This window comes from Halogeometricum borinquense DSM 11551 (genome assembly GCF_000172995.2).
GTDB lineage: Archaea > Halobacteriota > Halobacteria > Halobacteriales > Haloferacaceae > Halogeometricum > Halogeometricum borinquense.
This window is the reverse complement of record NC_014729.1, coordinates 2,596,380-2,622,424: the sequence shown is the minus strand read 5'-3', so window position 1 is coordinate 2,622,424 and position 26,045 is coordinate 2,596,380. Positions and strand designations below refer to the sequence as shown.

Sequence of the window (26,045 nt, the reverse complement as noted above, 5' to 3'; positions counted from 1 at the left end):
AGTATTTATGCTCTCTGCCGTCCATACTATCTTTCGGTGAAATAGCAATGATGCGACGTTCTCCCACATTCGACGAGATTGAATCGATGTTCGAGCGAATGGCCCGCCAGTTCGACGAGATGGGCCACCAGTTCGGCGGATCGAACCTGATGTCCGCCTCGTACGGGATGGACATCGATGTACGCGACAGTGACGAGGAGTTCGTCGTTGTGGCGGACCTCCCCGGATTGGAGAAAGACGATATCGACCTTTCGGTCACCGAACGAACCCTCACCATCTCCGCATCCCGCGAGATGAACGAGGAGACCGAATCCGACACCGAGTCCCGTGAGTTCCTCCGACGCGAACGTCGCCACGAGTCGATGCACCGTACGATTCGGCTTCCGGAGAACGTGATCGCTGACGACGCGACCGCATCCTACACGAACGGCGTCCTCAGTGTCACTCTCCCCAAGCGTTCTGTCGAGTCCGACGACTCACACCGAATCAATATCGAGTGATCCGCCGATATTGACTGCCTGTCGGACTGGTTGCCACGGTCTGACAACTGAACGGCCAACGCACACGCTCGGCCGTTCGCTGCCTCTCCTCTCGTATTGTTCCCTCCGTTTTCTGACTCGATTCCGATTCTCTCGTGATTCGTGCCCTCGACAGACACAATTATTGCCGCAATCGAACAGGTGCGAAAGTCAGGTATAGGAGTTAATTTATGCGCGCATCCTGACGACACAGGTATGGAATACGACCCGCAGGAACTTGAGGAGCGTTGGCGGGAGCGGTGGGCCGAGACCGGTCGGTACGAGGCCGACCCCTCGGACGCCGACAGCGCGGACCACGATTCCGACGAGGATCCGACGTTCATCACAGTTCCGTATCCGTATCCGAGCGGTGGGATGCACATCGGTCACGCACGGACGTACACCGTCCCCGACGTGTACGCCCGATATCGACGCCAACAGGGCGATAACGTCCTCTTCCCCATTGCGTGGCACGTCACCGGGACACCCATTATCGGGGCTGTCGAACGCCTGAAGAAGGGCGAAGAGAAACAGCTCTCTGTCCTGCGCGACACGTACAACGTCTCCGAGGATACGCTGACGGACTTGGAGACGCCGATGGGCTTTGCCCGCCACTTCATCGAGGAGCACTACAAGAAGGGGATGCAGTCGCTCGGTCTCTCCATCGACTGGCGGCGCGAATTCACGACGAACGACGAGCGCTACTCGAAGTTCATCACGTGGCAGTACGAGACGCTGAAGGACCGCGGCCTGTTGGAGAAGGGCCTGCACCCCGTCAAGTACTGTACGGACGAGGAACAACCGGTCACGACGCACGACCTGCTTGAGGGCGAGGAGGCCGAGTTCCAAGAGTACACGCTGGTCCGTTTCGGCCACGGCGATACCGTCGTCCCGATGGCGACGCTCCGACCCGAGACGGTCCGCGGCGTGACGAACGCCTATATCGACCCCGACGCCGACTACGTTTACGCCGACGTGGACGGCGAACAGTGGTTCGTCTCGGCGGCGGCAGCGGAGAAACTGCAGTTGCAGGCGCATGACGTGACGGTCGAACGCCGCGTCTCCGGCGCCGAACTGGCTGGCGAACGCGTCATGAATCCCGTCACCGGCGACGAAGTCCTCGTTCTGCCCGCGGACTTCGTGGACGCCGAGAACGCCACCGGCGTCGTCATGTCCGTCCCGGCGCACTCGCCTGACGACTACGTCGCTCTGCAGGAGGCGAAGGCGGACGACGAACGGATGCGCGAGTACGGCATCGATCCCGCCGACGTGGACGACATCGAGCCGATTCCGATTCTCTCCGTAGAGGGCTACGGCGAGATTCCGGCGAAGTCGGCTGTCGAGGACGCAGGCGTCACCTCATCGGACGACCCGGCACTGGAAAAAGCGACGAAGGACCTCTACAACAAGGAGTTCCACGCAGGTCGCCTGTTCGACGAGTACGGCGAGTTCGCTGGTGAACTCGTAGAGGACGTGCGAACGCGCTTCCGCGACGCCCACCGCGACGAGGGCGCGTTCGGCACGATGCAGGAGTTCTCCGAGGAAGTCGTCTGTCGCTGTGGTGCCGATGTCGTCGTCGCCGAACAGGATACGTGGTTCCTACGGTACAACGACGAGGCGTGGAAGCAGAAGGCCCACGACGTGGTGTCGCGGATGGACGCCATCCCCGAGAACACGCGCGGCGAGTACGACCACACTATCGACTGGCTGAACGAGTGGCCGTGCATCCGTAACTACGGACTGGGGACGCGCCTGCCGTGGGACGACGACTTCGTCATCGAGCCGCTGTCGGACTCCACTATCTACATGGCTTACTACACCATCGCGCACCGTCTGCAGGACGTGCCGGTGGAGGAGTTAGACCGCGACTTTTTCGATGCGCTGTTCTACGGTGCCGACGCCGTCGAAGACCCCGACGAGAAGGCCCTCGAACTGCGCAAAGAGTGGAACTACTGGTATCCGGTGACCTATCGGTTCTCCGCGAACGACCTCATCTCGAACCATCTGACGTTCTACCTGTTCCACCACGCGGAACTGTTCGACCAGTCGAACTGGCCGGAGGGTATCGTCATCATGGGGATGGGGCTGCTGGAGGGCGAGAAGATGTCCTCCTCGAAGGGACACGTCGTCCTTCCCGGCAAAGCCATCGAGGAGTACGGTGCAGACACCGTGCGCTTCTTCCTGCTCAACTCCGCGGAACCGTGGCAGGACTACGACTGGCGCGCCGAACAGGTCGAGTCTGTTCGTAACCAACTGGAGCGCTTCTGGAACCGCGCCGACGAGGTCATCAACTCGGACGTACCCGAGGCACAACCCGAACTCGAACAGGAGGACCGTTGGCTCCTGTCGAAACTGCAGCACACTGTCAGCGACGTGACTGAGGCGATGGAGCAGTCCGAGACGCGGAGCGCCAGTCAGGCCGCCTTCTACAACTTCGAGGAGGACCTGCGCTGGTACCGCCGCCGTACTGACTTGGACCGTCCCGCCGCACGGTGGACGCTCCAGCACGTACTGGAGACGCGCCTGCGTCTGCTTGCGCCGTTCATCCCGTTCATGACGAACGAACTGCACGAACGGCTGACCGGTACGCCTGCCGAGGATGCGCCGTGGCCCGAACCGGACGAATCGTTCGAGAGTGCGGCCGTCGAAGCCAGCGAGGCACAGATCGAACGACTGACCGAGGACATTAAAGGCATCCAGCAGTCGCTGGCGAACGCCGACGAGGACGTACCCGAGGCCGACCCCGACCGTATCCGACTCACCGTCGCCGCCGACTGGAAGCGCGATGTCTTCCAGACGGTCGCGGAGGTGGGCGGTGACCAAGGCGCGGTGATGGGGAAGGTGATGCAGGACCCCGACCTGCGCGAACGCGGGAACGAAGTCAACGATGTCGTGCAGGAACTGATCGAGTTCGTTCGCGGCCGCGACGACGACGAAGTGTCCGCGTTGGCCGACCTTGACGAGTACGCGACGTACGAGGCGGCGGCGGACTTCCTCTCTCGCGAGTTCGACGCCGACATCGAACTCGCGCTCGAAGGTGAGGACGCCGACGCGACGAAGCAGGCGATTCCGCTCCGTCCCGCTATCGAACTCGAAGCCGAATAGCTGATTCTCGGCTTCGATTTTTGGTTCGAAAACGGCGACTATTCGCAGGTGATGGCTTCGATTTTACTTCCATCTAGTTACCTAGATTGATATTCAGCTGTCGTAACAAGTTGGTATGCATTGTTCGGAGTGTGACGTCGAGATGCACCGGGTGGAATCACGTCGCGGGTCTGACTGTGAAGATCACAAGACGTTCGAATGCCCCGAGTGCGGCGACCGGTCCGAACGGACCAAATGGCGGTCACTCTAACAAGGCAAACTCACATTGCCTCCGCACGCGTATCGGGTTCTATGACTGAGGAAGAATCCCCGGGTACGTTACGACGTGCGTACAGAACGGTGACGCCGGGTTACAAACCTCGTCCGAACACTGAAATGAACTCCCTCGGATGGGCGATGTTTCTCGTCATGGTTGCCCTTCTGGTACCACTGCTCCCGTTCGCTGTGGCGGTGTGGGCGGTAGCCAAACTTCTCGACTACCTCGCCGGTCGGAACGGTGGGACGACTGAGTAGCTTTTTGTGACTTAGTCGTCGCGGCCGGAGAGACCGAGCAGGTCGAACTCGTATCCGTTGTCGTTCTCGCGGGCGTGTTCGTAGACGATGTGCGCCGCGGCGACGTCCTGAATCGCAAGTCCCGTCGAGTCGAAGACGGAGATTCCGTCCTCGTCCGTGCGACCCTCTTCGTCGCCGACGACGATTTCCCCGATTGCGGCGTGAATGTCGTCGTCCGAGAGGACGCCCTCGTTGTAGGGGACGTTAATCTCGCCGGAGTGGGTCGTCTGTTCGTGGTCGTCAATGACGAGCTTCGCATCGAGGAGTACCTCGTCTGCGAGTTCGTGCTTGCCTTCGGCGTCTGCACCCATCGCGTTGATGTGGGTGTGGTCGCCAACGGCGTCGCGGGAGACGATGGGGTCTTCGACGGGCGTCACCGTCGAGAGTACGTCGCAGGAGGCGGCCTCTTCGATGGATCCTGCGCGAACATCGAACTCGTCCTCGAAGGTATCGATGAAGCGGGCGACACGCTCCTCGTCGAGGTCAGAGACGATGACTTCCTGAATGTCGCGGACGGTGGCGATAGCCTCAAGCTGCGTGTACGACTGGACACCTGCGCCGATGATACCGAGCGACGAGGCGTCCTCGATGGCGAGGTGATCCGTGGCGACGGCGGCGGCCGCACCCGTACGCTTCATCGTCAGTTCGGTCCCGTCCATGAGTGCGAGGGGGAACGCCGTCTCAGGCGAGGAGTACACCATCGTCCCCATGACCGTGGGCAGGTCGAACTGTTCTTCGTTGTCCGGGTGGACGTTGACCCACTTGATGCCTGCGGCGTCCCAGTCGCCTGCGTCCATGTAGGCGGGCATCGACCGGAAGTCACCGTTGTACTGCGGCAGGTCGATGTACGATTTCGGGGGCATCTGCGCGTCACCGCGTTCGAAGGCGGCGAACGCCTCCTCGATAGCGGGAACGAGTTCCGTCATGTTCGCGTTTTCGTGAACGTCGTCGTTGTTCAGCAGCAGTGTTTGCATCTTGTACATGGGTTTCTGGGAGCAATACTTAGTTCATGCTAAAACCGGACGCAATTCCACGAACGCAAACAGATTTGAACACAGTTCACTTACTCGTCGTAATCTCGGACTCAAATCGAACTGTTGGGTGATTCTATTGAATTTGATGACACTACCGCTCTGGGGTCGGTTATCAAAAGAAAATCTGGTTCGGCGCGCGGCCGATGGTTTTCGAGGCAGTTCGAGGGGGGAAGGAGCGTGTATCGAGTTGGCGTGTTGCGCCTCGTTTACATCGCGCCGCCCATGCCGCCCATGCCGCCCATGCCGCCGGCGGGGGCGCCACCTTCGTCATCGCCGCCGCTGGTGCTGAGGTCACCCGCAGCGATGATGTCGTCGATTTTGAGGACGAGGTTCGCGGCCTCCTGTGCCGAGGAGATGGCTTGCTCTTTCGCGTGAGCGGGCTCGACGATGCCTGCCTCGAAGGTGTCTTCGACGTTGCCCGTGAAGACGTTCAGACCAGCGCGGACGTCACCGTCTTCGTGGGCCGCGCGGAGATCGACGAGCGTGTCGATGGAGTCGAGACCGGCGTTCTCTGCGAGGACGCGGGGGACGAGTTCGAGAGCGTCCGCGAACGCCTCGACGGCCAGCTGTTCGCGGCCGGAGACGGAGTCAGCGTAGTTGCGGAGGCGCGAGGCGAGTTCGACCTCGATAGCGCCGCCGCCCGCGAGGACGCGTCCGTCGGAGACGGTGGTCGCAACCACGTCGAGCGCGTCTTCGACGCCGCGTTCGAGTTCGTCAACCACGTGGTCGGTCGAACCACGCAGGAGCATCGTGACGCCGTGCGTCTTGTCGCCGAGACCTTCGACGTAGAACAGTTCGCCTTCCTCATCGCGGCGGATGGACGCGACGCCGAGGTCGTCCTCGGTGACGCTGTCGAGGTCGGAGACGACGTTGCCGCCCGCAACGTTCTTGAGGAACTTGATGTCGGACTTCTTCGTCCGGCGGACTGCGAGGATGCCCTCTTTGGCGAGGTAGTGCTGGGCGAGGTCGTCGATGCCCTTCTGACAGAAGACGACGTCTGCGTCGGTGGCAGCAATCTTCTCGACCTTCTCTTTCAGCTGTTTTTCCTCTTGGTCGAGGAACTTCTGCAGTTGGTCGGGGGACTCGATGTTGACCTGCGTGTCAACGTCGGCCTCCTCGACCTCGATGGGGTCGTTCAGGAGCAGGACACTGGCCTCGTCGAACTCGGTCGGCATGTCGTCGTGGACCGGGTCTTTGTCGATGACCGCACCGTTGAGAAGCTCGGACTCGGAGGCCGAGCGTCCGGTCTGCGTCTCGATGGAGACGTTTTCGAGGTCGACAACGTAGGTGCCGTCGTCGGCTTCGACGGTGACCTGCTTGACGGCATCGACGATGAGTTCGGCGAGAAGCTCCTTGTTGAGTTCGGAGCTCTTGCCAGTCATCGACGTTTCGGCGACCTTCTTGACGAGTTCCTCGTCGTCGGGGTCAACCGCTTCGGCGATGTCGTCAACTTCCTCGCGGGCCTTCTGGCTGGCGAGGTGGAAGCCCTTGATGATTGCCGTCGGGTGGATGTCCTGTTCGAGGAGGTCCTCGGCGTTCTTCAGGAGTTCACCTGCAATGGCGACAGCCGTCGTCGTCCCGTCGCCGGCTTCGCTCTCCTGCGTCTCGGCGACTTCGACGATCATCTCGGCCGTCGGGTTGTCGATGTCCATCTCCTTGAGGATGGTAACACCGTCGTTCGTGATGGTCACGTCGCCCATCGAATCGACGAGCATCTTGTCCATCCCTTTCGGACCGAGTGTCGAGCGTACCGCCTCAGCGACGGCGCGGGCGGCACTGATGTTGTACTCCTGCGCGTCGCGGTCTTTCACGCGCTGCGCGTCCTCACCCATGATGATCATGGGTTGACCCTGCTGCATTCGCTGACTCATAGTCATCGCAGGATTGTTTGTGATTCTATATAAATCCTTTGCTTATGGGGGTCGTGTGGGTTGACACCATGAGACACGAAACCGGCCGAAAGGTCCCCGACGTATCGCGTTTCTCTCGTCGTTCGTGCGTGCACAGACTGGCGTCGTTGCCTGCGGAATAAGGGCGCTCACGACCGCATTTATATACAACCCTTCCCTCAATCGGTCACTTTCATCAGCCGCTTGGCGCTATCGCTGTGGATTATCTGCGAAAAAACGAGACGCTACTGTTCGACTGACGGTTACTCGTCGTCCGGAAGTTCCTCGGCGAGGAACTCCGATCCGCGAGTCCTGTCGGACTCGAACGACGGGAGTTCTTCGTTGGTGTTCAATGCCTCTATCTCTTCGTTATAGAGACTCTCTTGGAGCTGGTTCCGTTTGTTCCGACCTTTCTGCTCCCGGCCGTTCTTCGTGTCAGGCATTGTCAGTCATGGGTACTCCCGTCGTGCCCATCAATCTTTGGGAGGTTATCACATGAGAAACTCTGCATTTCTGTTTTCTTCTTAAGAACATATTTCTGTTACTGAAATTCCTCGAACAGGGATTTGAACTCACCCGCACCGCTCACTTCGTTCGCGCCGCTCTCTGATTCAAATCCTTTCGGAGTCGTTAGTGAACTAACCGTGTCCGCTCGACGAGAAAACTCCTCGCTGACGGGGTAGTTCGCAGAGAAACGCCGGGACAGGGATTTGAACCCTGGATCCCAAAGGGAACACGCTTTCCAGGCGTGCGCCTTACCACTCGGCCATCCCGGCTCTAATCCGGACTACCGCGTTGACGTGTTTAAGTCCTTCCTTTCGTGGCGAGGCGACTCTCGGTCGCATACGCCGCGATACCGACAACCACGGCAATGACGACTGCGATACCGACGGTTGCTCCGATACCGAGGCCGAGCGACCCGCCAACGAGTCGATAGCCCTGGACGAGGACGAGGAAGGCAAGCGTACCGACCACGCCCCACAGCCCCGCAGATCGAGCGCGCGAAGGCACTTACTCGATGTCTGCGATGGCTTCGATTTCGACGCCGACGCCCTTCGGGAGGTTGGCCACCTCAAGCGCGCTTCGTGCCGGCGGTTCCTCGTCGAAGTAGTCGGCGTACGTCTCGTTCATCTCGTCGAAGTCCTCGATGTCGTCGAGGAAGACGCTCACCTTGAGTACGTCCGACGCGTCTGCTCCCTCAGATTCGAGGATCGCCATCACGTTGTCTAGGGACTGTTTCGTCTGCGTGGCGATGTCCTCGTCATCGAGGAGTTCGCCGTCCGGCGTCAGGGGGATCTGTCCGGCCGTAAACAGAACCGAACCGTTCGTTGTCGCCTGACTGTACGCACCCACTGCCGCGGGGGCATCGTCCGTACTGATCGTTCGCTTCATACTCGACGCCTCATCGCCCGCTGACTTAAAACTGCGAGAACCGGATGCCGACGATCATCGGTAAGCGACTACGACCGTTCGTATCACTCCCCGGCGTACGATTCGCCGGATTCGACGGGTCCTCGGAACGTCGAGTACAGGACGACGAAGTAGCTGAACACGAGCGGTAAGAGCAGGGCAGACGCGATGCTCATGAGGTTCAACGGGAGCGTCGAGACGATGGCCGTCGAAACAGTCAGTCCGCTTCCCGGGTCCGCAAACGGGTAGAGCAGCGTTGCGACGAGAGTGACGAGACCGTAGGTCAACCCCGCTGCGGCCGCCAATGCCGGCACGTACTGCTCCCGGCGCATCGTCACGACGTAGGCGACGCCGAGGACGACGCTCAATCCGACGAGTCCGAGTGAGGGGGCCGCGAGCAGGTCCGCCCGCATCGCCGGACGAGTCAGGAGGAGATAGCCGACGGCGACGACGACGAGTCCGAGGTAGGCGACGAGTGCGGGCGGTCCGTATCTCACCGTTTCGTCTCTGAGCGACCCGCGCGTCTTCAGTCCGAGGAACGCCGCCCCGCTGACGACGGTGAGCGCGACGACGGCGACACCGACGACAATGGATGCCAACGAGACGAGCGTCGTCGCACCGAGGAACCAGTTGGCTGCGAAGACGCCGAGGAAGAACGGCGCGAGAACGCTTCCGGCGACGAACGCGCGGCCCCACCAGCGTTGCCACGATTCGTCGTGCCGTTGTTCGTACATTTCGGGGGCGAGGCCGCGCATGATGAGTGCCCCGAGAATGGCGAACATCAGAAGGTAGTTGCGGCTGAACAGGTTCGCGTACACCGCCGGGAACGCGGCGAACAACGCACCGCCGAAGACGACCAACCACACTTCGTTACCGTCCCAGAACGGCCCGATAGCCGACAGCAACTGCTCCCGTTCGTCTTCGTCCTCACGCGTGGCGAAGATCGCCCCAACCCCGAAGTCGAATCCGTCGAGGAACAGAAACGTCCCGAGGATGAAAAACACCAGCGCGAACCACATCTCGGGCAGCGGAAGCCCGAACAGTGGCCCGTCCGCGAGTCCGTACGTCTGAAGTGTCACGGTTCCAGACGCCGCTGAAAGCAACGCCGTCATCAGTCATCCCCCGCGGCGGATGCCGTCGCATCGTCGAGCGTCATCTGTTCGCTTTCCGCCATCGTTGGCGGTCCCGCTCGAATGATACGAGCGACGACGTATCCGTACAGCGTCAGCAGACCGAGGTAGACGACGGCGAACCCGACGAGCGTCACTGTCGCATCGAAACCGCTCAGCCCCGGCGAGACACCGTCGGCCGTCTTCATGACGCCTTGGACGACCCAGGGTTGTCGCCCGACTTCGGTCACTATCCACCCCACCTCGACGGCGAGGATGCCGAGCAGCGATGAGACCATGAGCGACTTGTGCAACAGGTCGTCCTCGCGGAGTTCGCCCCGCCACCACCGGTAGGCCGCCCAGAATGCGAGTACGATGAACCAGAAGCCGAGACCGACCATCAGGCGGAACGACCAAAAGACGATGGCCACCGGTGGCGCCTCCGTCTCGAACTCGTTCAAGCCGGTGATGGTCGCCGTCGGATCACCCCCACTGACCAACCACGACGCCCCGCCGGGTATCCCCACCCCGAGTAGCTCCTTCGCTCGTGGATCCGTCAGGTCTTCGAGGTTCGTCGGCACCGCGATGATGTACTCCGGAACGTAACTCTCTGTCTCCCAGACGGCCTCCATTGCGGCGAACTTCTGCGGTTGCGTATCCGCGACGTGCCGCGCGTAGGCGTCGCCGTGGAGCACTTGGAACGGTGCGGTGAGGACGAGAACGACGATAGCAATCTTCAGTGTCTTCTCCCAGAATGCAACGTTCTGCACCGGATACTCCCAGTGGTAGTGTCTGAAGACGTGGTAGGCGGCGATGCCCGCCATGAACAGCGCGACCGAGAGGACGGCGGCGTTCTGCATGTGGACGAACATCCACGGGAACCGCGGGTTGGCGTAGGCGGCGATGGGATCTACGAGCGAGACGATAGATTGGCCGTTCTTCGTCACCATCTCGAACCCGCGCGGTGTCTGCATCCACGAGTTGGCGACGAGAATCCAGACGGCCGAGAGCCACGTCCCGAGGCCGACGGCGACGGCCGACACCATGTAGAGGGCGTCAGAGACCTTCTCGCGACCGAAAACGAACACGCCGAGGAACGTCGCTTCCAGCATGAACGCCATCATCCCCTCGGTGGCGAGTGGGCCGCCGAACAGTTCGCCGGTCACCGTAGAGAAGGCGGCGAAGTTCGTCCCGAACTCGAACTCCAACACGATGCCCGTGACGGTACCGACGACGAACGAGACGGCGAAAATCTTCGTCCAGAACCGTCGCAACTGCTCGTACACCGGGTCATCGGAGCGTATCTCACGCCACGTAAAGTAGACGAGAAACGGCGCAAGACCCATACTCATCACCGGGAAGATGATGTGAACAATGGTCGTCAGTGCGAACTGCAGTCGACTAGCGATGACTGGATCTATCATTGGCGGTCTGTCGCGTGCGAGTGGGAAAAATCCACTACTGCACTCAATAATTCTAGCGAGTACGGCGACAAAGGGTGATGAATGGTTCTCAGCTATTGGGAACCGTCGGTACTGGGTCGCCGACAGCGCAGTCTCACGTCGAGAATGATCACGTCGAGAATGAATCAGTCCGAGCAGGTTGTCGTACAGGGTGGTTAGCGACCCGAGACGATCTTAGACGAGTACGTCCACGCGGTAGCCCTTCTCGCGGAGCGCCGACAGTAACGTCTCGACGTGGTCGTGACCGCGCGTCTCCAAGTCGAGTTCCACGTCCGTCTCGTTCATCCCGATTTCCCGGGAGGTCCGGTCGTGACGGATGGCGTAAATGTTCGCCTGTTCCTCCGCGATGATCGTCAGTAGGTCGTGAAGCGCGCCGGGTTGGTCTTTCAACACCGTCCGCACCTTCAGATAGCGCCCCGTCTCCACGAGACCGCGCATGACGACGGTCGTGAGTTGGTTCATGTCGATGTTACCGCCGCAGAGAGCGGGAACGATGACTTCGTCTTTCGTGAAGTCGAACTTCTCGAAGAGGAGAGCGGCGAGCGCGACGGCACCCGCGCCTTCGACGAGCGTCTTCGAGCGTTCGAGGAGGTACGTGAGCGTGACGGCGATTTCCTCGTCGGAGACGGTCACAACTTCGTCTACGTACTTTTCGATGACCTCGAACGGCTTGTCGCCGACGCGGCGCGTGGCGATGCCGTCGGCGATGGTGTTCACGCTGTCGAGTTCGTGTACCGAACCCTTCTGCAACGAGGTGGCGACGCTCGATGCACCCTCCGCTTCGACGCCGATGACGCGCACGTCGGACAGTTGTTCTTTCACCGCCGTGGAGATGCCGGAGATGAGGCCGCCGCCGCCGATGGGGACGACAACCGTCTCGACATCCGGACAGTCATCGACGATTTCGAGGCCGATAGTTCCCTGCCCGGCCATCACGTACTCGTCGTCGAACGCGTGGACGTAGGTTCGGTTCTCCTCGTCTTCTATCTCGTGGGCACGTTGCTGGGCCTCGTCGTAGTCCGCCCCGTACAGAACCGTTTCAGCGCCGTACCGCCGGGTCGCCTTCACTTTCGAGATCGGTGCGTGTTCGGGCATCACGACCTTCGAATCGACACCCGCCCGAGTGGCGGCGAGAGCGACGCCCTGCGCGTGGTTCCCCGCACTCGCGGTTACCACGCCGGCCTCTTTTTCCGCCTCCGAGAGCGTCGTGATGCGGTTCATTGCGCCGCGAATCTTGAACGACCCAGTGCGCTGGTGGTTCTCCAGTTTCAGGTGGACTGACGCACCGGTCATCTCGGTGAATGTGTGTGAGTAGTCGAGCGGTGTGTGTTTTGCAACCCCGTCGATGCGGTCTCGGGCCGCCTCGATATCAGCGAGCGAAATCATACGCCGCGCTTCCGCGCCGTACCGGGTAAGCGTTCGGATTACACTTTCGACCGTTACAATTTATGCACCGTTGACTGCGAATCGCAACGCTTCGCGTCAGGAGAAGTTGAAAGGGGGGAATGCACGCGTGTGACGTGCAGTTACCCTACTGTTCGGATGATACATAAACGTCCTGCAGGCGCGGTGAAAGTAAAAACGCAAGACGGCGGCGACATGAATATGGCGTCAGACGCCCGTCTGTCGCTTGTCGTCTCCCGATTCTATCGGTTTGATTATGGCTCTGTTCGCGTCGAGATACTGGGTGACGCGCGTTCGAAGAGGGCCAGATCCGGGCCACTCGGCGTCGGCGTCGAGTCGGGCGGCATCACCCACATAGACGAACGCCTCTCCCCCGTCGTCCCGGGGGACTTCGACACGGATGTACAATCCGGAGGCGACGCCTTCGTACTCGTCGAGCGTCGCCACGTCGTCGGTCCGGAGGATTCGACCGTGGACCGATCCACCGGGTGCCAGCGTCGGGTAGCGTCCCTCTACACGGTGGAGTCCGTCGAGTTCGACTGTCGGTCCGTACGACCAGTCGTCGAGAAGACTGTCCACCCGCTCGGCGTCCGTCAGCGTTCCGTAGACGAAGAACGACGACATGATTCCCGGTACGCGTCGGAGTACTGTTCCGCTTCCGGTCTTTTCCGAAAATAGAATCGTCGCGCGAATCGCCGAGCGAACTGCTGCTACAGATGGATTCCGCAAAAACGGTGTCAAATCCGTTGTCCGTCCGCGACTATCGCCGCCTATCGCTCGTCGATGGGAGTGAACGTCTGGTCTTCCCTCCCGACGTAGCGCGCTCGCGGCCGGATCAGACGGTTGTCCTCGAACTGTTCGATGACGTGCGCAATCCATCCGCCGACGCGCGACATGGCGAAGATGGGCGTGTAGATATCGACCGGAATACCCATCTGGTAGTACGTCGATGCGGAGTAGAAGTCCACATTCGGCGCGAGACCCTTCTCCTCGCCGATGTAGTCTTCGATGGCGACGGAGTAATCGTACCACTTCATGTCACCAGCCGCCTCGCCGAGCGCTTCGGACTTCTCGCCGAGAATCTTCGCACGCGGGTCCTTCACGTTGTAGACGCGGTGACCGAACCCGGGGACGCGACGGCCGCTTTCGAGGGCGTCCTCGACCCATTGGGTGGGGTCTTTGTCGCTTTCGTCGATCTCTTTGAGCATCCGCATCACGTTCGCGTTCGCACCGCCGTGGAGCGACCCTGCGAGGGTGCCGATTGCCGACGTGACCGCACTGTGGAGGTCCGAGAGCGTCGAAGCCGTCACCATCGCCGAGAACGTCGAAGCGTTCAGGCCGTGATCGGCGTGCAGGACGAGTGCCATATCGAACGTCTCCGCGAGCACGTCGTCCGGCTCTTCGCCGTTGAGCATGTAGAGGAAGTTCGCCGCGTGGCTGAGGTCCGTTCGCGGATGCACAACGTCTTCGCCATTTCGCAGGCGATTGAACGCCGCCAACGCTGTCGGAATCTTCGCCGTGATACGACATCCCTTCTTGATGTTCGTCTTGAGGTCCGTCACATCCTCGTGGTCCGCGTCGTCGTCGTACGCCGAGAGCGACGAGACGATGGTCCGCAACGCCGCCATCGGCACCTCGTCCGCCGCCGCAAGCGCGCGAATCTCGTCGAGTACGGCGTCGTCGAGTTCGCGCTCTTCCGCCATCGCTGTCGAGAATTCGTCCAACTGTTCACGTGTCGGTAACTCTCCGTGCCAAAGGAGGTAGACGACTTCTTCGTACGAAGCGTTCCGGGCGAGGTCCTCGATAGTGTGGCCCCGATACACGAGCTGTCCGGCGTCCCCGTCGATGTAGCTCAGCTCGGATTCCGCAACGAGAACGCCTTCTAGACCCCGCTTCAGGTCGTCTGACATACCAATCAGGTTCCCATCGGTATCAAAAAAGCGTTATCGTTCACCCCAAATAGTTATCGACCATTGCCGAAAGCTACCTTCGACAAACCTTCTCAATGCGGTCAGAATTTCCGCTCGAATCGCCGTACTCGGTTCACGCCACGATTCGTTGCACTCGATTCATCGCATCCGAGATACTGAGCCGCGGATCGGCTGACAGCATCTTTATTCCCGGAGCGTTGTCGTACGAATATGGAGCGGACTCTCCGCGTCGGCGCGGCAGTGTTCAACGCAGGCGACTACCACGCCGCCCACGACGCGTGGGAGGACGAGTGGTTGGCACTCGAGGATGACACGGCCGACGAGCGACTGCTTCACGGACTTATCCAGTACACGGCGGCGGTACATCACGTCCGCAACCGAAACTGGAGCGGTGCGCAGGGTCTGGCGACGAGCGCGAGCGAGTATCTCGCCGCGCTCCCACCCGATTACCGGACTGTCAACGTCGGCGGCGTCCGCACGTATCTCGACCGACTGGCCGCCGACCCGGAGTTCGGTGAGCGGGCGCCGCCCGTCCCGTTGACTCTCGACGGCACCGTCGTTCGCGCGGACGATCTCTCGTTCGAGGGAATCACCGATGCGGCGGCAATCGTCGCCGCGGATTCAGAACGATTCGAGGAGGACGTAATCGCTGATGCCGCGACGTACGGCCGCGAAGAAGTGGAGTCGGGTGCGGCAGTGACGCGGTTCGTCGCTCTGCTGTTCGAGTTCGTCGGTGACCGCGACCAGCGCAGTCTCATCTATCAGCGACTCGAACAGCACGTCGGGCGACGCCGCAGTCGGGAAGACGACGTGTCGGATTTGTTCGACTGATTTCGTCGCGGATACGTCCGACTGATTTCGTCGTTCGGCTTGTGATCGCGTCGCTCGGTCTTCGTGTATTCTCCGATTAGTCTTCGTGTTCGGCGGAGTTATCTACCGGATCGTACCCCAGCACCTCTCGTGCGCGTTCGATGGAGTAGTACTTGCGGTCGTTGTCGGAGATACCGTAGACGATTTCGTAGTCGTAGTCCGCGAGGACACACCGCTCGAACAGGTGCGCGCAGTCGCGGTAGGAGAGCCACATCGCCTGCCCGCGTTCGTAATCAATTGGCGGGTGGCCCTCGGTGAGGTTTCCGATGCGAACGTTGACGACGGAGAGGTCGTGGTGGTCGTAGTAGTAACGTCCCAACACCTCGCCCGTCGCTTTGCTCACGCCGTAGAGATTGCTCGGATGCGGGAGTTCCGTTCCGTCCAGTCGGAACCCGTCTTCCGGTCGATACATCTCGGGCGTTCGTTCGTCGGTCTCGTACGCGCCAACAGCGTGGTTCGAGGATGCGAACGCGATTTTCTCGACACCTGCATCGACGGCCGCCTCGAAGATGGTGTGCGTCCCGTCGATGTTGTTTCGGAGGACGCTGTCCCACGGCGCTTCCGGACGCGGGTCGCCCGCGAGATGGATAACGGCGTACACACCGTCCATCGCCGCTTCGACCGCTTCCTCGTCGGTGATGTCGGTCACGTACACGTCCTCCTCGCCAACCCCGTCTGGACGTTTCTCTGCCCCAAGCGGTTCCCGGTCGAGCAATCGCCACTCGAACCGGTCACCGAGGTGTCGGAGAATCGCCTGTCCGACACGTCCGCCCGCCCCAGTCAACAGAACCGGTTCGTCCATTCGGTGAATACTGTGCGAAGGACGGCTAAGAAATATCCGATTCGCGTCGCTCCGCATCGCTCCGGGTCGTGTCGCCCCTCGCCGCGTCGCAGTACACGGCGAGACGACACGACTATCACCGCTCCGTCGGACTATTATCCATGCCCACGGACGCCCAAAATGCCTGTTTCGAGGCGGGAATCAAGTTCGGATCGCTCTACCACCAGTTCGCCGGGACGCCCGTGAGTCCCGAAAGCGCGGACAGCCTCGCGCGCGCAATCGAAGAGTCGATAGCGAATCAGCCGTACTGCGAGGCCGTGCGCGTCACCATCCGACGCGATGAACTCGAAGCGGCTCTCGAAGACGCGACGGCCGACTACACGGAACTGACAGGCCGCTTTCTCGACGTGGAGATGGACATCGAGTACGAGGGGACGGCAGTCCAGACTAAGATGGAGATGGAGGACGGATACCCCCTGATGAAACTGGTCTCCGTCGAGGAGTGATTCCCACCGGAGACCGCCCATCGAACCAGATTTCACTTTCACTTTTGGGCATGTATTTAAACCATCTCGCGCCGAAGCCACCGATATGAGTAGCCAGAGCACACTCGCTGATGACGACCTGTTCGGAGAGGCTGCTGAGGAGATGCGCGCGGAGGTCGAAGAACACCTCGATGCCGCCCGCGAGGAACTACCGGATGCTGACACCGTCTGGTCCGCCGAAGCCGACAATATTCTCGGTGTCCTCAACGGCCTTCGCTCCTCGCTCGACGTGGGTGACGCCGAGGACAACCTCCGTCAGGCCAAGAAGACGTTCATCATCGGCCAGCGCGCCGAGGCGTTCGACGACGCCGACGATCTGGAGGAGGAAATCGCGTCGGTCGAAGAACTACTCGAAACGCTCGGTGACGCGGGCGACCTCGTCGGTGAACTCACCAGCACGATGCCGCAACTGCGGAGTCAGTTGCAGGACGCTGCAGACGCCGTAGACGCGGCCGAATCGGAAGCCGACACCGACGAGGATACCGAGGAATCCGACGCTGACGCCGACGACACGGCCGACGAGGCAGAAGCCGACGACTAATCTTCCCGACGACAACCCTGAGCGACTGACTTCACTCCCGCCGTGCAGGTCGTGATACGTCTCGCTCCGCGACGGCCGCTGCGAGACGCGCCAGCGACGCCGACGCCAGTTCTAACAGTTCCTCGCCCAGTTCAGCATCGCCGGCCGACGGGTCGCCCACGACGCCGTTCGCTGTGAACTCCGCAGAGTCGTGCGCGAGGTTAACCTTCGATACCCAGTCTCCCCACCGGTCCGCGCCGCCCTCTCGCGCTGTCTCGATTCGTTCCTCTCGTACTGACTCGGGTGCGACGTGGCGGAGTAACGCTGTCTCCAGCGGCCCGCCGTGCCCCATCTTCGAGGAGTGCTCTCCGACAGCCTCGAACCACGTGAACGCGACGGCGTACGCGTCGTCTTCGCGCGTTATCGTTCCCGTAACCTCCCGAAGCGCGTCGGTGTTGCCGCCGTGTCCGTTGACGACGACGACGCGGTCGAATCCGTGGGAGGCGAGACTGGCAACTGTCTCACGGACCGTGTCGCGGAAGGTATCGGGTGAGAGCCACAGCGTCCCCGGGAACTGTCGGTGTTCGGCGGCGACACCGATGGGGAGTGTCGGCGCGACGACAACCTCGCCGTCGTACGCCTCGGAGCCGGCGTCTGCGACGGCTTCGGCGGTGAACGCGTCCGTTCCGAGCGGCGCGTGCGGGCCGTGTTGTTCGGTACTTCCAACGGGGAGAAACGCAAGGTTCGTCTCGCCTGCGAGGTCCGATACGTCCGTCCACGTGGCCTCGGAGAGTCGCATACTCGCCCTGCGAGTTGGAGTCGCTTGTAACCGACGGGGTTTGTCTGGTACTTCCGCTTCGCTCAGTCGTCGTCAGACTCGGGTTCGACCGGTGTCCGCGAGGCACGACGACTCGCACGTTCGATGAACTCCTCGGGCAGTTCGTCTATCTCGCCCGCTTGCACACCCCACAGGTGCGCATAGAGACCATCTTCCGCGAGGAGGTCGTCGTGGCCGCCGCGTTCGACAACGCGGCCATCTTCGAGGACGATGATCTGGTCTGCGTCTTTGATCGTCGAGAGGCGGTGAGCGATGCTGAATGTCGTTCGATCCTCGGTAAGACGGTCCAAGGAGCGTTGGATAAGCATCTCTGTCTCGGTGTCCACGTCGGAGGTGGCCTCGTCCAAGACGAGAATTTCGGGGTCTTTCAGGATGGCCCGAGCGATGGAGAGACGTTGTCGCTGGCCGCCGGAGAGTTTCACACCGCGTTCACCGATTTCGGTGTCGTAGCCGTCCGGAAGGTTCTGGATGAAGTCGTGCGCTTCGGCGGCTTTCGCGGCTTCCACAACGTCCTCCTGTGCGGCATCGAACGTCCCGTACCGAATATTCTCCTCGACTGTCCCGTAGAACATGAACGTGTCCTGACTCACGTAGCCGATGGCCTGCCGGAGACTCGGGATGGTCACGTCTCGGATGTCGGTCCCGTCAATCTCGATAGAGCCCTCGTCAACGTCGTACATCCGCATGAGGAGTTTCAGGACGGTCGATTTACCGGCACCAGTCGGGCCGACGAGCGCCAGCGTCTCGCCGCCGTCAACGTCGAACGAGATGTCTTCGACGATGGTTTCGCCGTCGTCGTAGCCGAACGTCACGTCGTCGTAGACGACCTCACCGTCATCCACGACGAGTTCGTCGGCGTTGGGATCCTCCTCGATGCGCGAGGGTTCGTCCATGAGGCCGAAGATGCGCGCGCTGGAGGCGTAGGCGCGCTGGTACATGTTGATAATCTGCCCGAACTGCGCCATCGGCCAGATGAACCGCTGGGTAAAGAGGATGAAGCCGACGAACTCGCCAGGGGTGAGTGCGCCGCTGAAGAACAGGGGCGCCGAACCGGTCGTCTGGTACGTGTGCACCCAGACGCCGCCGACGACGAACGTGAGGACGAAGCCGACGCCCGCCATGACGCGAAGCGCCGGGAAGAACTTGATGCGGGTGCCGATGGCGTCCCAGTTGGCGTCGAAGTAGTCCTGCGAGACGTCCTCGACGCGGTCGGACTCGAACGACTCGGTGTTCGAGGTTTTGATGACCTGAATCCCGCCGAGATTGTTCTCCAGTCGGGAGTTCACCCGGCCAACAGAGGAGCGAACGTCGGCGTACTTCGGTTGAATCGTCTGGATGAACCGGTAGGTGAAATAGCCGATGAGGGGAACGACGAGGAGAGTGACGATGGCGAGTTGCCAGTTCCAGTAGAGGAGGATTGCGGCGATGCCGATGACCATCACGCCGAGGCGGAACGCCGAGTTCATCCCGTCGTTGAGGAACCGCTCTAAGCGGTTCACGTCGTTCGAGAGGATGGACATCATCTCGCCGGTCTGTTTGTCGGCGAAGAAGTCCATGTTGAGCCGTTGCATCTTGTCGTACGTGTCCGTCCGGACGGCGTGCTGGATGTTCTGTGCGAAGGAGTTCCAGCCCCAGTTACGCGTCCAGTGGAACGCTGCGCCGCCGAAGAAGGCGAAGGCGATGAGTCCAGTCGAGAGATACAGTTCGCCCAACTTCGTTGTCGGAAGCCATGCATCCGGAATCAACCAGATGCTGAAGTCTCGTTCCCCGAGGAAGATGGAGTCCACGGCGAGCGTGAGGAGGACGGGCGGCATCAGGTCGAGGAGTCGAGCGACGACGCTGGAGAGGAGTCCAATCACGAACGCGAACGTATTGTCGCGGCCGTACTCGGAGAACAGTCGCCGCATTGGGTTCTCGACGTTTTCCCGCTGGTCCTCGAAAGGATCGTCTTCGTCTGCGGGTGTGACCATTACACACTCTTGAAGGGTTAGTCACACTAAAGCGTTCGTTACGAATCGAAATAGTCCGGTAGTTGAAAAAACAGTCCGACCTAGAGTTGCCGAGACTCGATCTCGGGGTCGATTCCGGCGGCGGATAAATCCTCGCGGATGCGCGTCCGGAGCGGGTTTGGAACCGTGTCGCGTCCGACGGGGACGGCCGTCTCGCCGTCGCCTTTCACCTTCCAGTAGACGACGCACTCGGAGGGTTCGTAGTACTCGATACTGTACCGGTCGTCTGCACCGCGGTAGTGAACACGGGCGGCGAACCCTTCGGCACGCCAGCCGTCGAGTTCGGCGAGGGCGGCGGTGTCAGAACCGGTGTCGTCAGCGTCGTCGCTCATACTCCCACTCGCGTCTCGTCGCACCTCGTCGTTTCGCTTCTCGGACGGTCGCCCGGCTTCAGTAGTTCTCGATGCGAACCGTATCGCCGACTTCGACGCCCGTCTCGTTCGTGTAGCCGTACGGGACTTCGAGTACGTATTTGCCGGTCCCGGTGTAGTGCTTCAGTCCGCCGTCCGGCGTTCCCTCGGGCGGGAGTTCGGCGTGGTGAATTGCTGTGATAGTACCATCTGCGTCGATGAAGACGATGTCGAGGGGGAACGCCATGTCACGCATGACGTAGGAGTACTCGCCCTCGCTGTCGTGGACGAACAGCATTCCTTCGTTCGTTCCGAGCGATTCGGTGGCGCTGAGCCCAGTGTACCGTTTTTCGTACGTATCCGCGACTCGTACGTTCACTTCGGCCACCCGTTCGCCGTCGGAGATGAGAGAAACAGTCGTCCGGTTGTACTGGTCGCCGCCGGGGAGAACCGTCGGGTTGAACGCGACGACCACCGCCGCTACGGAGGCGACGATGAACACAGCAAGTATGACGGGGCCGAGCCTGTCCCGTAAGGCGGTCATACCGGGGCCACGGATGGCGCGGACCTAACGCTTCCGCCACCGAAACGAATTGGAAACCGTTATCCGCATGTGCGGTTTCGTTCGACGTGCGGGCTCGTGGTCTAGTGGTCATGACGCTTCCCTTACAAGGAAGAGATCGGTGGTTCGACTCCGCCCGAGCCCACTGAAATCTGCGAGCGACAGCGAGCAGGATTTCTGCGACGAGAGGTCGGATGGAACCCAGAGGACGAGCGAAGCAACGTCCTCGTGGTTCGACTCCGCCCGAGCCCACTGAAATCTGCGAGCGATAGCAAGTCGTCCGTGGTCTGAGTGGACGACAAGGAGTCGAATCAGGGAGCAAAGCGAACGGAGTGAGTGGAGCGACCGAGGTTCGACTCCGCCCGAGCCCATCCATTCTGCACGTTTTGAGCAGTGAGTTTCACATCTTTGCGAGCCGTCCAACTCCGCCGACAACTCTTCTGCAACCCCCGAAAAGAGGTCGTTCGACACGCTCACCGAACAGTTCTCTGACTTGCCAGCGATGTGCTTGTGAAGGACGGGCATAAAAACCAAGTGTTAGTAATATAATCATTAATAATGTGTGATGTGATATGGCTGAACCAAAACACTACGTCGTGATGGAAGGCTTAGGAAATGGAAAATCCGACTACACCATTCAGGCCACCGGTCAGGTCGAAAAAGTCGAGGGCAGGCTAGGTGGAGTTTCCGTCAGCAAAGGCCAAGGAGACCAAGTTAACGGCAGCACTGTGAACGGAACAGTATGGGGTCAGGCTGACGGATACCGCCTCTACGGTGGGATCAAGAAAGTTGACATCGAGAACCCCGACCACGTGCAGGTTCATACCGGTGCAATCGCTGGTAGTCCCGATGACGATTGGACTGACGAATGTGAAGTGACAGTCCGTGCTGAGAAAGTCGAGTTTATCAGCGGTCAGGGGGTGGGAGAGGGTGCGTTAGAGCTGACAATCGAACACGACATTCACGGCGGCCAGTCCGAACGCACTCGCGTTAAACTACCCACTGGATCGACTCAGACGCTTGGCGCGTCGATTGATAACTTCAAAGTTCCCCAGGGAGGGTCTGAGAATAAGCTGCTGACGACCAAAGTTACCGAACGGGAACCCCCATCGGATTGGTTTACCGGCCGCCCCGACGAAGGCAGTAACACGATGGACATTACCCTTGCGTGCGGTCCACGCGGGGAAGTCAGTCAGAACGTGCCAATCGATTCAGACCGCGGGAATCCTGGTGAGATAAAGGTGTATTACACGATTGATGATCTATCGGGGTAACGAACACCGAGATATCGCCGTACGAGTATTTTTTGTGGGTTTCAAGCACGACAATGATCGACAGTCGTTCGTCCCGACGAACGAAGCGAGTGAGCGTCCACGCTCGGACTGCAACTTTATACTCATTCGCTAACATACCGCTCGGATATGACTGCACCCGCCATCTACGACCATTACAGGGCAGACGACGCAGCTGTTTCGGACGGCGTCTACCGGGTTGTCGGCACCGACGACGAGACGGTCACGCTCCTTCGGGTTGCGGACGCCGACAGACGGCGGAGCAACACCGGTGAAATCGTGACGATTCACCGCGACCGCCTCGACGGGTTCGTTTCGGCGGAGAATCCGGATGGGAACCGTCCGGTCGGAGCCGCTGTCGCGTCGCAACTGCGGATGGTCTACTGGTCGGTTCGCGCTTTCGTTCGGCAGTTGGCGGCGCATCCACTCCCGGCCGCCGTCGCGGGAGCGTTCGTACTGGTCGGTGCGCTCGGAGACCACTTCTTTCAGTTGCCCGAAGCCGCACTCAGCGCGTCGATTATCGTAGGGAGTCTCGGACTCGCGTACGTCGGCAGCGGCCGCCTGTAATGTCGGTTGACGAAGCCGTGGTTCGACTCAGTGCTCAACGCTACTGGCTGTCTGCTACGGTTGCTCCCGCGGGGAACCGTCTGCTGTACGTTCGCCTGTTTGCGACCAGAACGCCGCGCTGACCGCACTCCCCCTGACTCCATCCGAGTCCACTTTTGTTCGGTGCATCTGGGATCGCTATACGGTGGCGTGTTTTTATGCTCTGTCTGGGTGGCTGTATCGAGTTCGTGAAACTCATCGTTGAAGTTCAGATACCGATATCAAATAAAAAATTGACTCCAGTATATAGTAGCGCAACTATATCTCTGCACATGCTTCCCCGGTAATCTCAAGGAAAAGGCGAAATATGTCTGGTTTAGTTGCTGTAATCGGTCGGTATCGAGACTGGGGGTCTGAATTTTCACAGAACGGCATGAAAAGAAGGAATCTCTGCTAGAATCAGAATTGATATTCTCTCGCAGTATTCATTACTAAGAACCACTCTGCAATTGCCATGGCATTCCCACGCTGGAACTCTGTCAAAACGGTCGGTCGAATATTCACGCTTGGCGTCGTCGTCCTCGTCGTCGCATCGGGTATCGGTGCCGGTGCGATACCGGCGGCTCAGGCATCCGTCGGCGACGCACCAGTGACCTCGGCCCCACAGGACGTATCCGATTCAGCCGCGAGTCCCAACTCGACGGCGGACCAATCTGATGACCGGCAGTTCGAGTTCGATATCTGGAATATCTCGACCTGCGGGTTCACCTGTCGAAACGTGACTATCACCGCCACGAATACCGGGGATGAGATGGCGAAGGATGTCACCGTTCAGACTCAGTTAGAAACCGGGGATACAGTGGTCTGGCAAGGAAACGAATCGGTCTCGGAACTCGATTCCGGCGAATCGAAAACGATGACGAAGCGTGTTCAGGTTGGCTTGCTTGATGCACTGTCCGTAAAACGGAACGACGGCCATGTGACGGCGAACACGACGGTGACGTGGAATTCGGGCAACGAGACGTTCACCGATGAGTGGAAAGTGACGTAGGGCGCGGCGACACATCGAAACCCTTTTTTGAATCATCGGCCTCTCTCAAAACGCGCCGCCTTAGCTCAGACTGGGAGAGCACTCGACTGAAGATCGAGCTGTCCCCGGTTCAAATCCGGGAGGCGGCATTTTCCTGCGAACAATTTCTGTTCGAGAGTCTTCTGTCCTTCACGGGAGATCGAGCTGTCCCCGTCGCCGCGAACGGAGTGAGCGGCGAGTCGGCGAGCTTGCTCGCCGGAAGTTCAAATCCGGGAGGCGGCACTTCTCTGAACCCGACTACCGAGCGTGGCGGGTTCTGAAAGTTCGACCCGACCGGATTCTGAACCAGCGAGCGAACGGAGTGAGCGAGTGTGGTTCAGAATCCGGAAGACGAGACGCTTCGCTTACGAATTTATTCTCGGAACGAGCATCGGCCTAAGCGGATAGCCGGGAGTTCGACTCAGTTGTCTTCGTGCGCCGAGCCTTCGAGCATGAGGAGCGTATCGTGAACGCGCTCGCTCGTCTGGGAGACCAAGATGAGGTGCGCGGCACCCGTGGCAGCGGCGTCGTTGGTCCAGCGTGCGACTTGGCGTCGAAGCGAAAATCGGGAGTCAAGCGCGACCGCTGTCCGCCACGCGCTTTCTCGACACTCGGCGATAGTGAACACGCAGAGCCACTCGTCGAGTCGCCCGAGTGATTCGTCGAGTGTCTTGATTCCGGGGGCAGCACGCGTTGCCAACGAATTCTGCGCCTCATTGAACACGTCCCGGATGATTTCAGTGACGGCTTTGTGGTCGGCGTATTTTTGAGATCGATTCGGCTCGATACCAACTGTCGCGAGCGTCAACGCGAGGTCGTAGTTGATATGCGCGTTGACGCCGAGTGCAAGGTCTTGGAGGACGAGTGAATCCCCGCGCACCGCGGCGTCGAATGCTAATCGCCACGCGTCGGCCAGGTCCGCTGTGTTGCCGGCTTCGTAATCGTGGACGGCCTCACGGTAGTGGTTTGCAAAGACAACGAGGTAGTCTCTCACCCAGTCGGCGTCATTGAAATACCCCTGGCGAACGCGTTCGGCCACTGCGCCAGTCATCCGTGAGTAGACCGAGAGGAAGATCGCACGGCGGTCCCCTCGGTCCTCGAAGGCCACCTGTAACTCCCGAAGCCGTTCGTGAGCGTCATCGACATCGACGTACGGATCGGCCGACAGCGCTAACAGTTCCGAATCACCCCGCTGATCGGAATTCTGCCGTCGCCCAGAACCGTCTCCCCCCGTGATTCCATTACCACCCGTCCGAACGGCTGTGGCAGCGGTTTTGAGCCGCTTGCTACGCCGCCCACGCACCGGCGTAGTTGACTTCATACGACGAAAATGTCCGTAATACAATATAACCGTTCGCCCTCTCCCCCGGAATTCAGCAACGCTCCTCGGGATAAGTTGCACGCTATCACACAACAAGGCTAAGACCACCCTCTTCGTAGACCCGAGACATGGAGACGCTCGACCGACCGACCTTCGAGACGGAGGCTAGCAAGGAAATTTACCAGTTCGTCGAACGGCACGGTACCGCCGCACGCCATCGGGTTCGAGACATGGTCGAACTCCCGGCCGAGGAGTTCCGCGAGGAACTGGAGCGACTCACCACTAACGGATACCTCGAAGAGGAGGGAGGAACGCTCAGAGTCGTCCTCGATGCCGGCTCTGTCGAACGATACGCGAGTGGCGACCTCACCTACTCGATCCGCCCGGCGCGGACCGATGATTTCGACCAACTCATCGATACAATCCGGGACGTCACAGAGTCGTCGGAGTACGTCGTCGCCGAGAGCATCGCCGAACAACTCCTCTACGAGGATACGATTGTCCGACACAACACCGTCGAATCGCGCGTATTCTTCATGGCGGCACACAACGACGATATCCTCGGCTGGACGCACCTCGACTTACCGCAGATCGAAAAGCTCCAGAACACCGTCCAGGTGACTGTCGGGGTGCGAGAGGCGTACCGAGGACGAGGCATCGGGAGTCGGTTGCTGGAGCGCGCACTCGAATGGGCGAAGGCGAACGGTTACCGCAAGGCGTACAACAGCATCCCGGCGATCAACGACGAGGCAATTGCCTTCCTCGAAGCCCACGACTGGCACACGGAAGGTATTCGACGGGATCACTACACGCTCGACGGCACGTTCGTAGACGAGGTGATGATGGCTGTCGAACTGTGAGTCCCGCCGATGGCAGCGACGCGTCGGACGCTCTCTCGGTCCCGCCACCGAACCGAGAGTGAATTGT

Annotated in this window: 26 protein-coding genes and 3 tRNA genes; 12 read left to right on the top strand and 17 right to left on the bottom strand. The window is 60.4% G+C overall.

All coding sequences use genetic code 11. The features are described 5' to 3' along the window. The first annotated feature begins 47 nt into the window (after positions 1-47). From HBOR_RS13255 to HBOR_RS13245, 3 genes are all read left to right on the top strand, one after another. Positions 48-500 (top strand): Hsp20/alpha crystallin family protein, encoded by a 453-nt coding sequence (locus HBOR_RS13255; RefSeq protein WP_006056254.1) that lies wholly within the window; start codon positions 48-50, stop codon positions 498-500. Positions 501-734: 234 nt separating this feature from the next. Then, a complete protein-coding gene (gene leuS / locus HBOR_RS13250; protein WP_006056255.1) occupies positions 735-3,623 on the top strand; it encodes a leucine--tRNA ligase in 2,889 nt (962 codons plus the stop codon). Between the two features lie 291 nt (positions 3,624-3,914). Next, positions 3,915-4,136 (top strand): DUF7535 family protein, encoded by a 222-nt coding sequence (locus HBOR_RS13245; RefSeq protein ID WP_006056256.1) that lies wholly within the window; start codon positions 3,915-3,917, stop codon positions 4,134-4,136. Positions 4,137-4,147: 11 nt separating this feature from the next. Here the strand turns inward: HBOR_RS13245 and HBOR_RS13240 are convergent, their stop codons facing one another. The 11 genes from HBOR_RS13240 to citZ form a co-directional block, all read right to left on the bottom strand. After that, the gene (locus HBOR_RS13240) at positions 4,148-5,149 is read right to left on the bottom strand and encodes an alanine dehydrogenase (protein ID WP_006056257.1); all 1,002 of its coding nucleotides are present in this window, start codon (positions 5,147-5,149) and stop codon (positions 4,148-4,150) included. A gap of 266 nt (positions 5,150-5,415) precedes the next feature. After that, a complete protein-coding gene (gene thsB, locus HBOR_RS13235; protein WP_006056258.1) occupies positions 5,416-7,050 on the bottom strand; it encodes a thermosome subunit beta in 1,635 nt (544 codons plus the stop codon). Between the two features lie 311 nt (positions 7,051-7,361). After that, entirely contained in the window at positions 7,362-7,541 is a 180-nt protein-coding gene (locus HBOR_RS13230; protein WP_006056259.1) for a hypothetical protein, read from the bottom strand. Between the two features lie 252 nt (positions 7,542-7,793). Then, positions 7,794-7,874, bottom strand: a tRNA-Ser gene (locus HBOR_RS13225). Between the two features lie 28 nt (positions 7,875-7,902). Then, on the bottom strand, positions 7,903-8,109 hold the full coding sequence (locus tag HBOR_RS13220; RefSeq protein ID WP_013440694.1) for a hypothetical protein: 207 nt from the start codon (positions 8,107-8,109) through the stop codon (positions 7,903-7,905). Then, positions 8,110-8,490 carry a Rid family detoxifying hydrolase gene (locus tag HBOR_RS13215; protein WP_006056261.1) on the bottom strand — a complete coding sequence of 127 codons (381 nt, stop codon included), beginning with the start codon at positions 8,488-8,490 and terminating at the stop codon, positions 8,110-8,112. An 83-nt stretch (positions 8,491-8,573) separates the two neighbouring features. Then, positions 8,574-9,620, bottom strand: coding sequence for a cytochrome d ubiquinol oxidase subunit II (cydB, locus tag HBOR_RS13210; RefSeq protein WP_006056262.1), 1,047 nt, complete (start codon positions 9,618-9,620; stop codon positions 8,574-8,576). After that, a complete protein-coding gene (locus tag HBOR_RS13205; RefSeq protein ID WP_006056263.1) occupies positions 9,620-11,041 on the bottom strand; it encodes a cytochrome ubiquinol oxidase subunit I in 1,422 nt (473 codons plus the stop codon). Before HBOR_RS13205 ends, cydB begins: the two co-directional genes overlap by 1 nt. Before the next feature lie 213 nt (positions 11,042-11,254). Next, complete coding sequence (gene ilvA / locus HBOR_RS13200; RefSeq protein ID WP_006056264.1) at positions 11,255-12,466, bottom strand: threonine ammonia-lyase; 1,212 nt, start codon at positions 12,464-12,466, stop codon at positions 11,255-11,257. A gap of 225 nt (positions 12,467-12,691) precedes the next feature. Continuing rightward, on the bottom strand, positions 12,692-13,108 hold the full coding sequence (locus HBOR_RS13195) for a gamma-glutamylcyclotransferase family protein (RefSeq protein WP_006056265.1): 417 nt from the start codon (positions 13,106-13,108) through the stop codon (positions 12,692-12,694). A gap of 146 nt (positions 13,109-13,254) precedes the next feature. Next, positions 13,255-14,394 carry a citrate synthase gene (gene citZ / locus HBOR_RS13190; protein WP_006056266.1) on the bottom strand — a complete coding sequence of 380 codons (1,140 nt, stop codon included), beginning with the start codon at positions 14,392-14,394 and terminating at the stop codon, positions 13,255-13,257. 231 nt (positions 14,395-14,625) lie between these two features. Between citZ and HBOR_RS13185 the strand changes: the two genes are divergently transcribed. Further along, the gene (locus tag HBOR_RS13185) at positions 14,626-15,246 is read left to right on the top strand and encodes a DUF309 domain-containing protein (protein WP_006056267.1); all 621 of its coding nucleotides are present in this window, start codon (positions 14,626-14,628) and stop codon (positions 15,244-15,246) included. A 76-nt stretch (positions 15,247-15,322) separates the two neighbouring features. Here the strand turns inward: HBOR_RS13185 and azf are convergent, their stop codons facing one another. After that, entirely contained in the window at positions 15,323-16,087 is a 765-nt protein-coding gene (gene azf / locus HBOR_RS13180) for an NAD-dependent glucose-6-phosphate dehydrogenase (protein ID WP_006056268.1), read from the bottom strand. A 140-nt stretch (positions 16,088-16,227) separates the two neighbouring features. On the opposite strand from azf, the gene HBOR_RS13175 reads away from it, so the two are divergent. Both HBOR_RS13175 and HBOR_RS13170 read left to right on the top strand, forming a co-directional pair. Beyond that, a complete protein-coding gene (locus tag HBOR_RS13175) occupies positions 16,228-16,572 on the top strand; it encodes a dihydroneopterin aldolase family protein (protein WP_006056269.1) in 345 nt (114 codons plus the stop codon). Positions 16,573-16,657: 85 nt separating this feature from the next. After that, positions 16,658-17,152: a DUF5790 family protein gene (locus tag HBOR_RS13170; protein ID WP_006056270.1), complete on the top strand. Its 495-nt coding sequence runs from the start codon at positions 16,658-16,660 to the stop codon at positions 17,150-17,152. 31 nt (positions 17,153-17,183) lie between these two features. On the opposite strand, the gene HBOR_RS13165 is transcribed toward HBOR_RS13170, so the two are convergent. From HBOR_RS13165 to HBOR_RS13150, 4 genes are all read right to left on the bottom strand, one after another. Continuing rightward, positions 17,184-17,930: a creatininase family protein gene (locus HBOR_RS13165; protein WP_006056271.1), complete on the bottom strand. Its 747-nt coding sequence runs from the start codon at positions 17,928-17,930 to the stop codon at positions 17,184-17,186. Positions 17,931-17,992: 62 nt separating this feature from the next. Then, a complete protein-coding gene (locus HBOR_RS13160) occupies positions 17,993-19,939 on the bottom strand; it encodes an ABC transporter ATP-binding protein (RefSeq protein WP_006056272.1) in 1,947 nt (648 codons plus the stop codon). Positions 19,940-20,019: 80 nt separating this feature from the next. After that, positions 20,020-20,310 (bottom strand): DUF7538 family protein, encoded by a 291-nt coding sequence (locus HBOR_RS13155; RefSeq protein ID WP_006056273.1) that lies wholly within the window; start codon positions 20,308-20,310, stop codon positions 20,020-20,022. A 58-nt stretch (positions 20,311-20,368) separates the two neighbouring features. Then, positions 20,369-20,872, bottom strand: coding sequence for a DUF192 domain-containing protein (locus tag HBOR_RS13150; protein ID WP_006056274.1), 504 nt, complete (start codon positions 20,870-20,872; stop codon positions 20,369-20,371). A 90-nt stretch (positions 20,873-20,962) separates the two neighbouring features. Between HBOR_RS13150 and HBOR_RS13145 the strand changes: the two genes are divergently transcribed. The 5 genes from HBOR_RS13145 to HBOR_RS13125 all read left to right on the top strand — a co-directional run bounded on the left by HBOR_RS13145 (position 20,963) and on the right by HBOR_RS13125 (position 23,907). Continuing rightward, positions 20,963-21,035, top strand: a tRNA-Val gene (locus tag HBOR_RS13145). 427 nt (positions 21,036-21,462) lie between these two features. Continuing rightward, complete coding sequence (locus HBOR_RS13140) at positions 21,463-22,164, top strand: hypothetical protein (RefSeq protein ID WP_006056275.1); 702 nt, start codon at positions 21,463-21,465, stop codon at positions 22,162-22,164. A 147-nt stretch (positions 22,165-22,311) separates the two neighbouring features. Then, positions 22,312-22,749, top strand: a complete 438-nt coding sequence (locus HBOR_RS13135; RefSeq protein ID WP_006056276.1) for an SH3 domain-containing protein — start codon at positions 22,312-22,314, stop codon at positions 22,747-22,749. 493 nt (positions 22,750-23,242) lie between these two features. Beyond that, entirely contained in the window at positions 23,243-23,779 is a 537-nt protein-coding gene (locus tag HBOR_RS13130; protein WP_006056278.1) for a hypothetical protein, read from the top strand. Positions 23,780-23,833: 54 nt separating this feature from the next. After that, positions 23,834-23,907 (top strand) — tRNA-Phe (locus HBOR_RS13125). 311 nt (positions 23,908-24,218) lie between these two features. On the opposite strand, the gene HBOR_RS13120 is transcribed toward HBOR_RS13125, so the two are convergent. Further along, on the bottom strand, positions 24,219-25,118 hold the full coding sequence (locus HBOR_RS13120) for a DUF5995 family protein (RefSeq protein WP_006056279.1): 900 nt from the start codon (positions 25,116-25,118) through the stop codon (positions 24,219-24,221). 128 nt (positions 25,119-25,246) lie between these two features. Between HBOR_RS13120 and HBOR_RS13115 the strand changes: the two genes are divergently transcribed. Continuing rightward, entirely contained in the window at positions 25,247-25,978 is a 732-nt protein-coding gene (locus HBOR_RS13115; protein WP_006056280.1) for a GNAT family N-acetyltransferase, read from the top strand. Positions 25,979-26,045 lie beyond the last annotated feature (67 nt).

Coding starts and splice junctions, on each gene's coding strand:
- HBOR_RS13240 (WP_006056257.1), bottom strand. CDS start 5,149: ATGCAAACACTGCTGCTGAACAACGACGACGTTCACGAAAACGCGAAC.
- HBOR_RS13115 (WP_006056280.1), top strand. CDS start 25,247: ATGGAGACGCTCGACCGACCGACCTTCGAGACGGAGGCTAGCAAGGAA.
- HBOR_RS13195 (WP_006056265.1), bottom strand. CDS start 13,108: ATGTCGTCGTTCTTCGTCTACGGAACGCTGACGGACGCCGAGCGGGTG.
- HBOR_RS13230 (WP_006056259.1), bottom strand. CDS start 7,541: ATGCCTGACACGAAGAACGGCCGGGAGCAGAAAGGTCGGAACAAACGG.
- HBOR_RS13255 (WP_006056254.1), top strand. CDS start 48: ATGATGCGACGTTCTCCCACATTCGACGAGATTGAATCGATGTTCGAG.
- HBOR_RS13205 (WP_006056263.1), bottom strand. CDS start 11,041: ATGATAGATCCAGTCATCGCTAGTCGACTGCAGTTCGCACTGACGACC.
- HBOR_RS13140 (WP_006056275.1), top strand. CDS start 21,463: ATGGCTGAACCAAAACACTACGTCGTGATGGAAGGCTTAGGAAATGGA.
- citZ (WP_006056266.1), bottom strand. CDS start 14,394: ATGTCAGACGACCTGAAGCGGGGTCTAGAAGGCGTTCTCGTTGCGGAA.
- azf (WP_006056268.1), bottom strand. CDS start 16,087: ATGGACGAACCGGTTCTGTTGACTGGGGCGGGCGGACGTGTCGGACAG.
- HBOR_RS13150 (WP_006056274.1), bottom strand. CDS start 20,872: ATGACCGCCTTACGGGACAGGCTCGGCCCCGTCATACTTGCTGTGTTC.
- thsB (WP_006056258.1), bottom strand. CDS start 7,050: ATGATCATCATGGGTGAGGACGCGCAGCGCGTGAAAGACCGCGACGCG.
- HBOR_RS13130 (WP_006056278.1), top strand. CDS start 23,243: ATGGCATTCCCACGCTGGAACTCTGTCAAAACGGTCGGTCGAATATTC.
- HBOR_RS13120 (WP_006056279.1), bottom strand. CDS start 25,118: ATGAAGTCAACTACGCCGGTGCGTGGGCGGCGTAGCAAGCGGCTCAAA.
- HBOR_RS13245 (WP_006056256.1), top strand. CDS start 3,915: ATGACTGAGGAAGAATCCCCGGGTACGTTACGACGTGCGTACAGAACG.
- HBOR_RS13155 (WP_006056273.1), bottom strand. CDS start 20,310: ATGAGCGACGACGCTGACGACACCGGTTCTGACACCGCCGCCCTCGCC.
- ilvA (WP_006056264.1), bottom strand. CDS start 12,466: ATGATTTCGCTCGCTGATATCGAGGCGGCCCGAGACCGCATCGACGGG.
- HBOR_RS13215 (WP_006056261.1), bottom strand. CDS start 8,490: ATGAAGCGAACGATCAGTACGGACGATGCCCCCGCGGCAGTGGGTGCG.
- HBOR_RS13170 (WP_006056270.1), top strand. CDS start 16,658: ATGAGTAGCCAGAGCACACTCGCTGATGACGACCTGTTCGGAGAGGCT.
- HBOR_RS13175 (WP_006056269.1), top strand. CDS start 16,228: ATGCCCACGGACGCCCAAAATGCCTGTTTCGAGGCGGGAATCAAGTTC.
- leuS (WP_006056255.1), top strand. CDS start 735: ATGGAATACGACCCGCAGGAACTTGAGGAGCGTTGGCGGGAGCGGTGG.
- cydB (WP_006056262.1), bottom strand. CDS start 9,620: ATGACGGCGTTGCTTTCAGCGGCGTCTGGAACCGTGACACTTCAGACG.
- HBOR_RS13185 (WP_006056267.1), top strand. CDS start 14,626: ATGGAGCGGACTCTCCGCGTCGGCGCGGCAGTGTTCAACGCAGGCGAC.
- HBOR_RS13160 (WP_006056272.1), bottom strand. CDS start 19,939: ATGGTCACACCCGCAGACGAAGACGATCCTTTCGAGGACCAGCGGGAA.
- HBOR_RS13165 (WP_006056271.1), bottom strand. CDS start 17,930: ATGCGACTCTCCGAGGCCACGTGGACGGACGTATCGGACCTCGCAGGC.
- HBOR_RS13135 (WP_006056276.1), top strand. CDS start 22,312: ATGACTGCACCCGCCATCTACGACCATTACAGGGCAGACGACGCAGCT.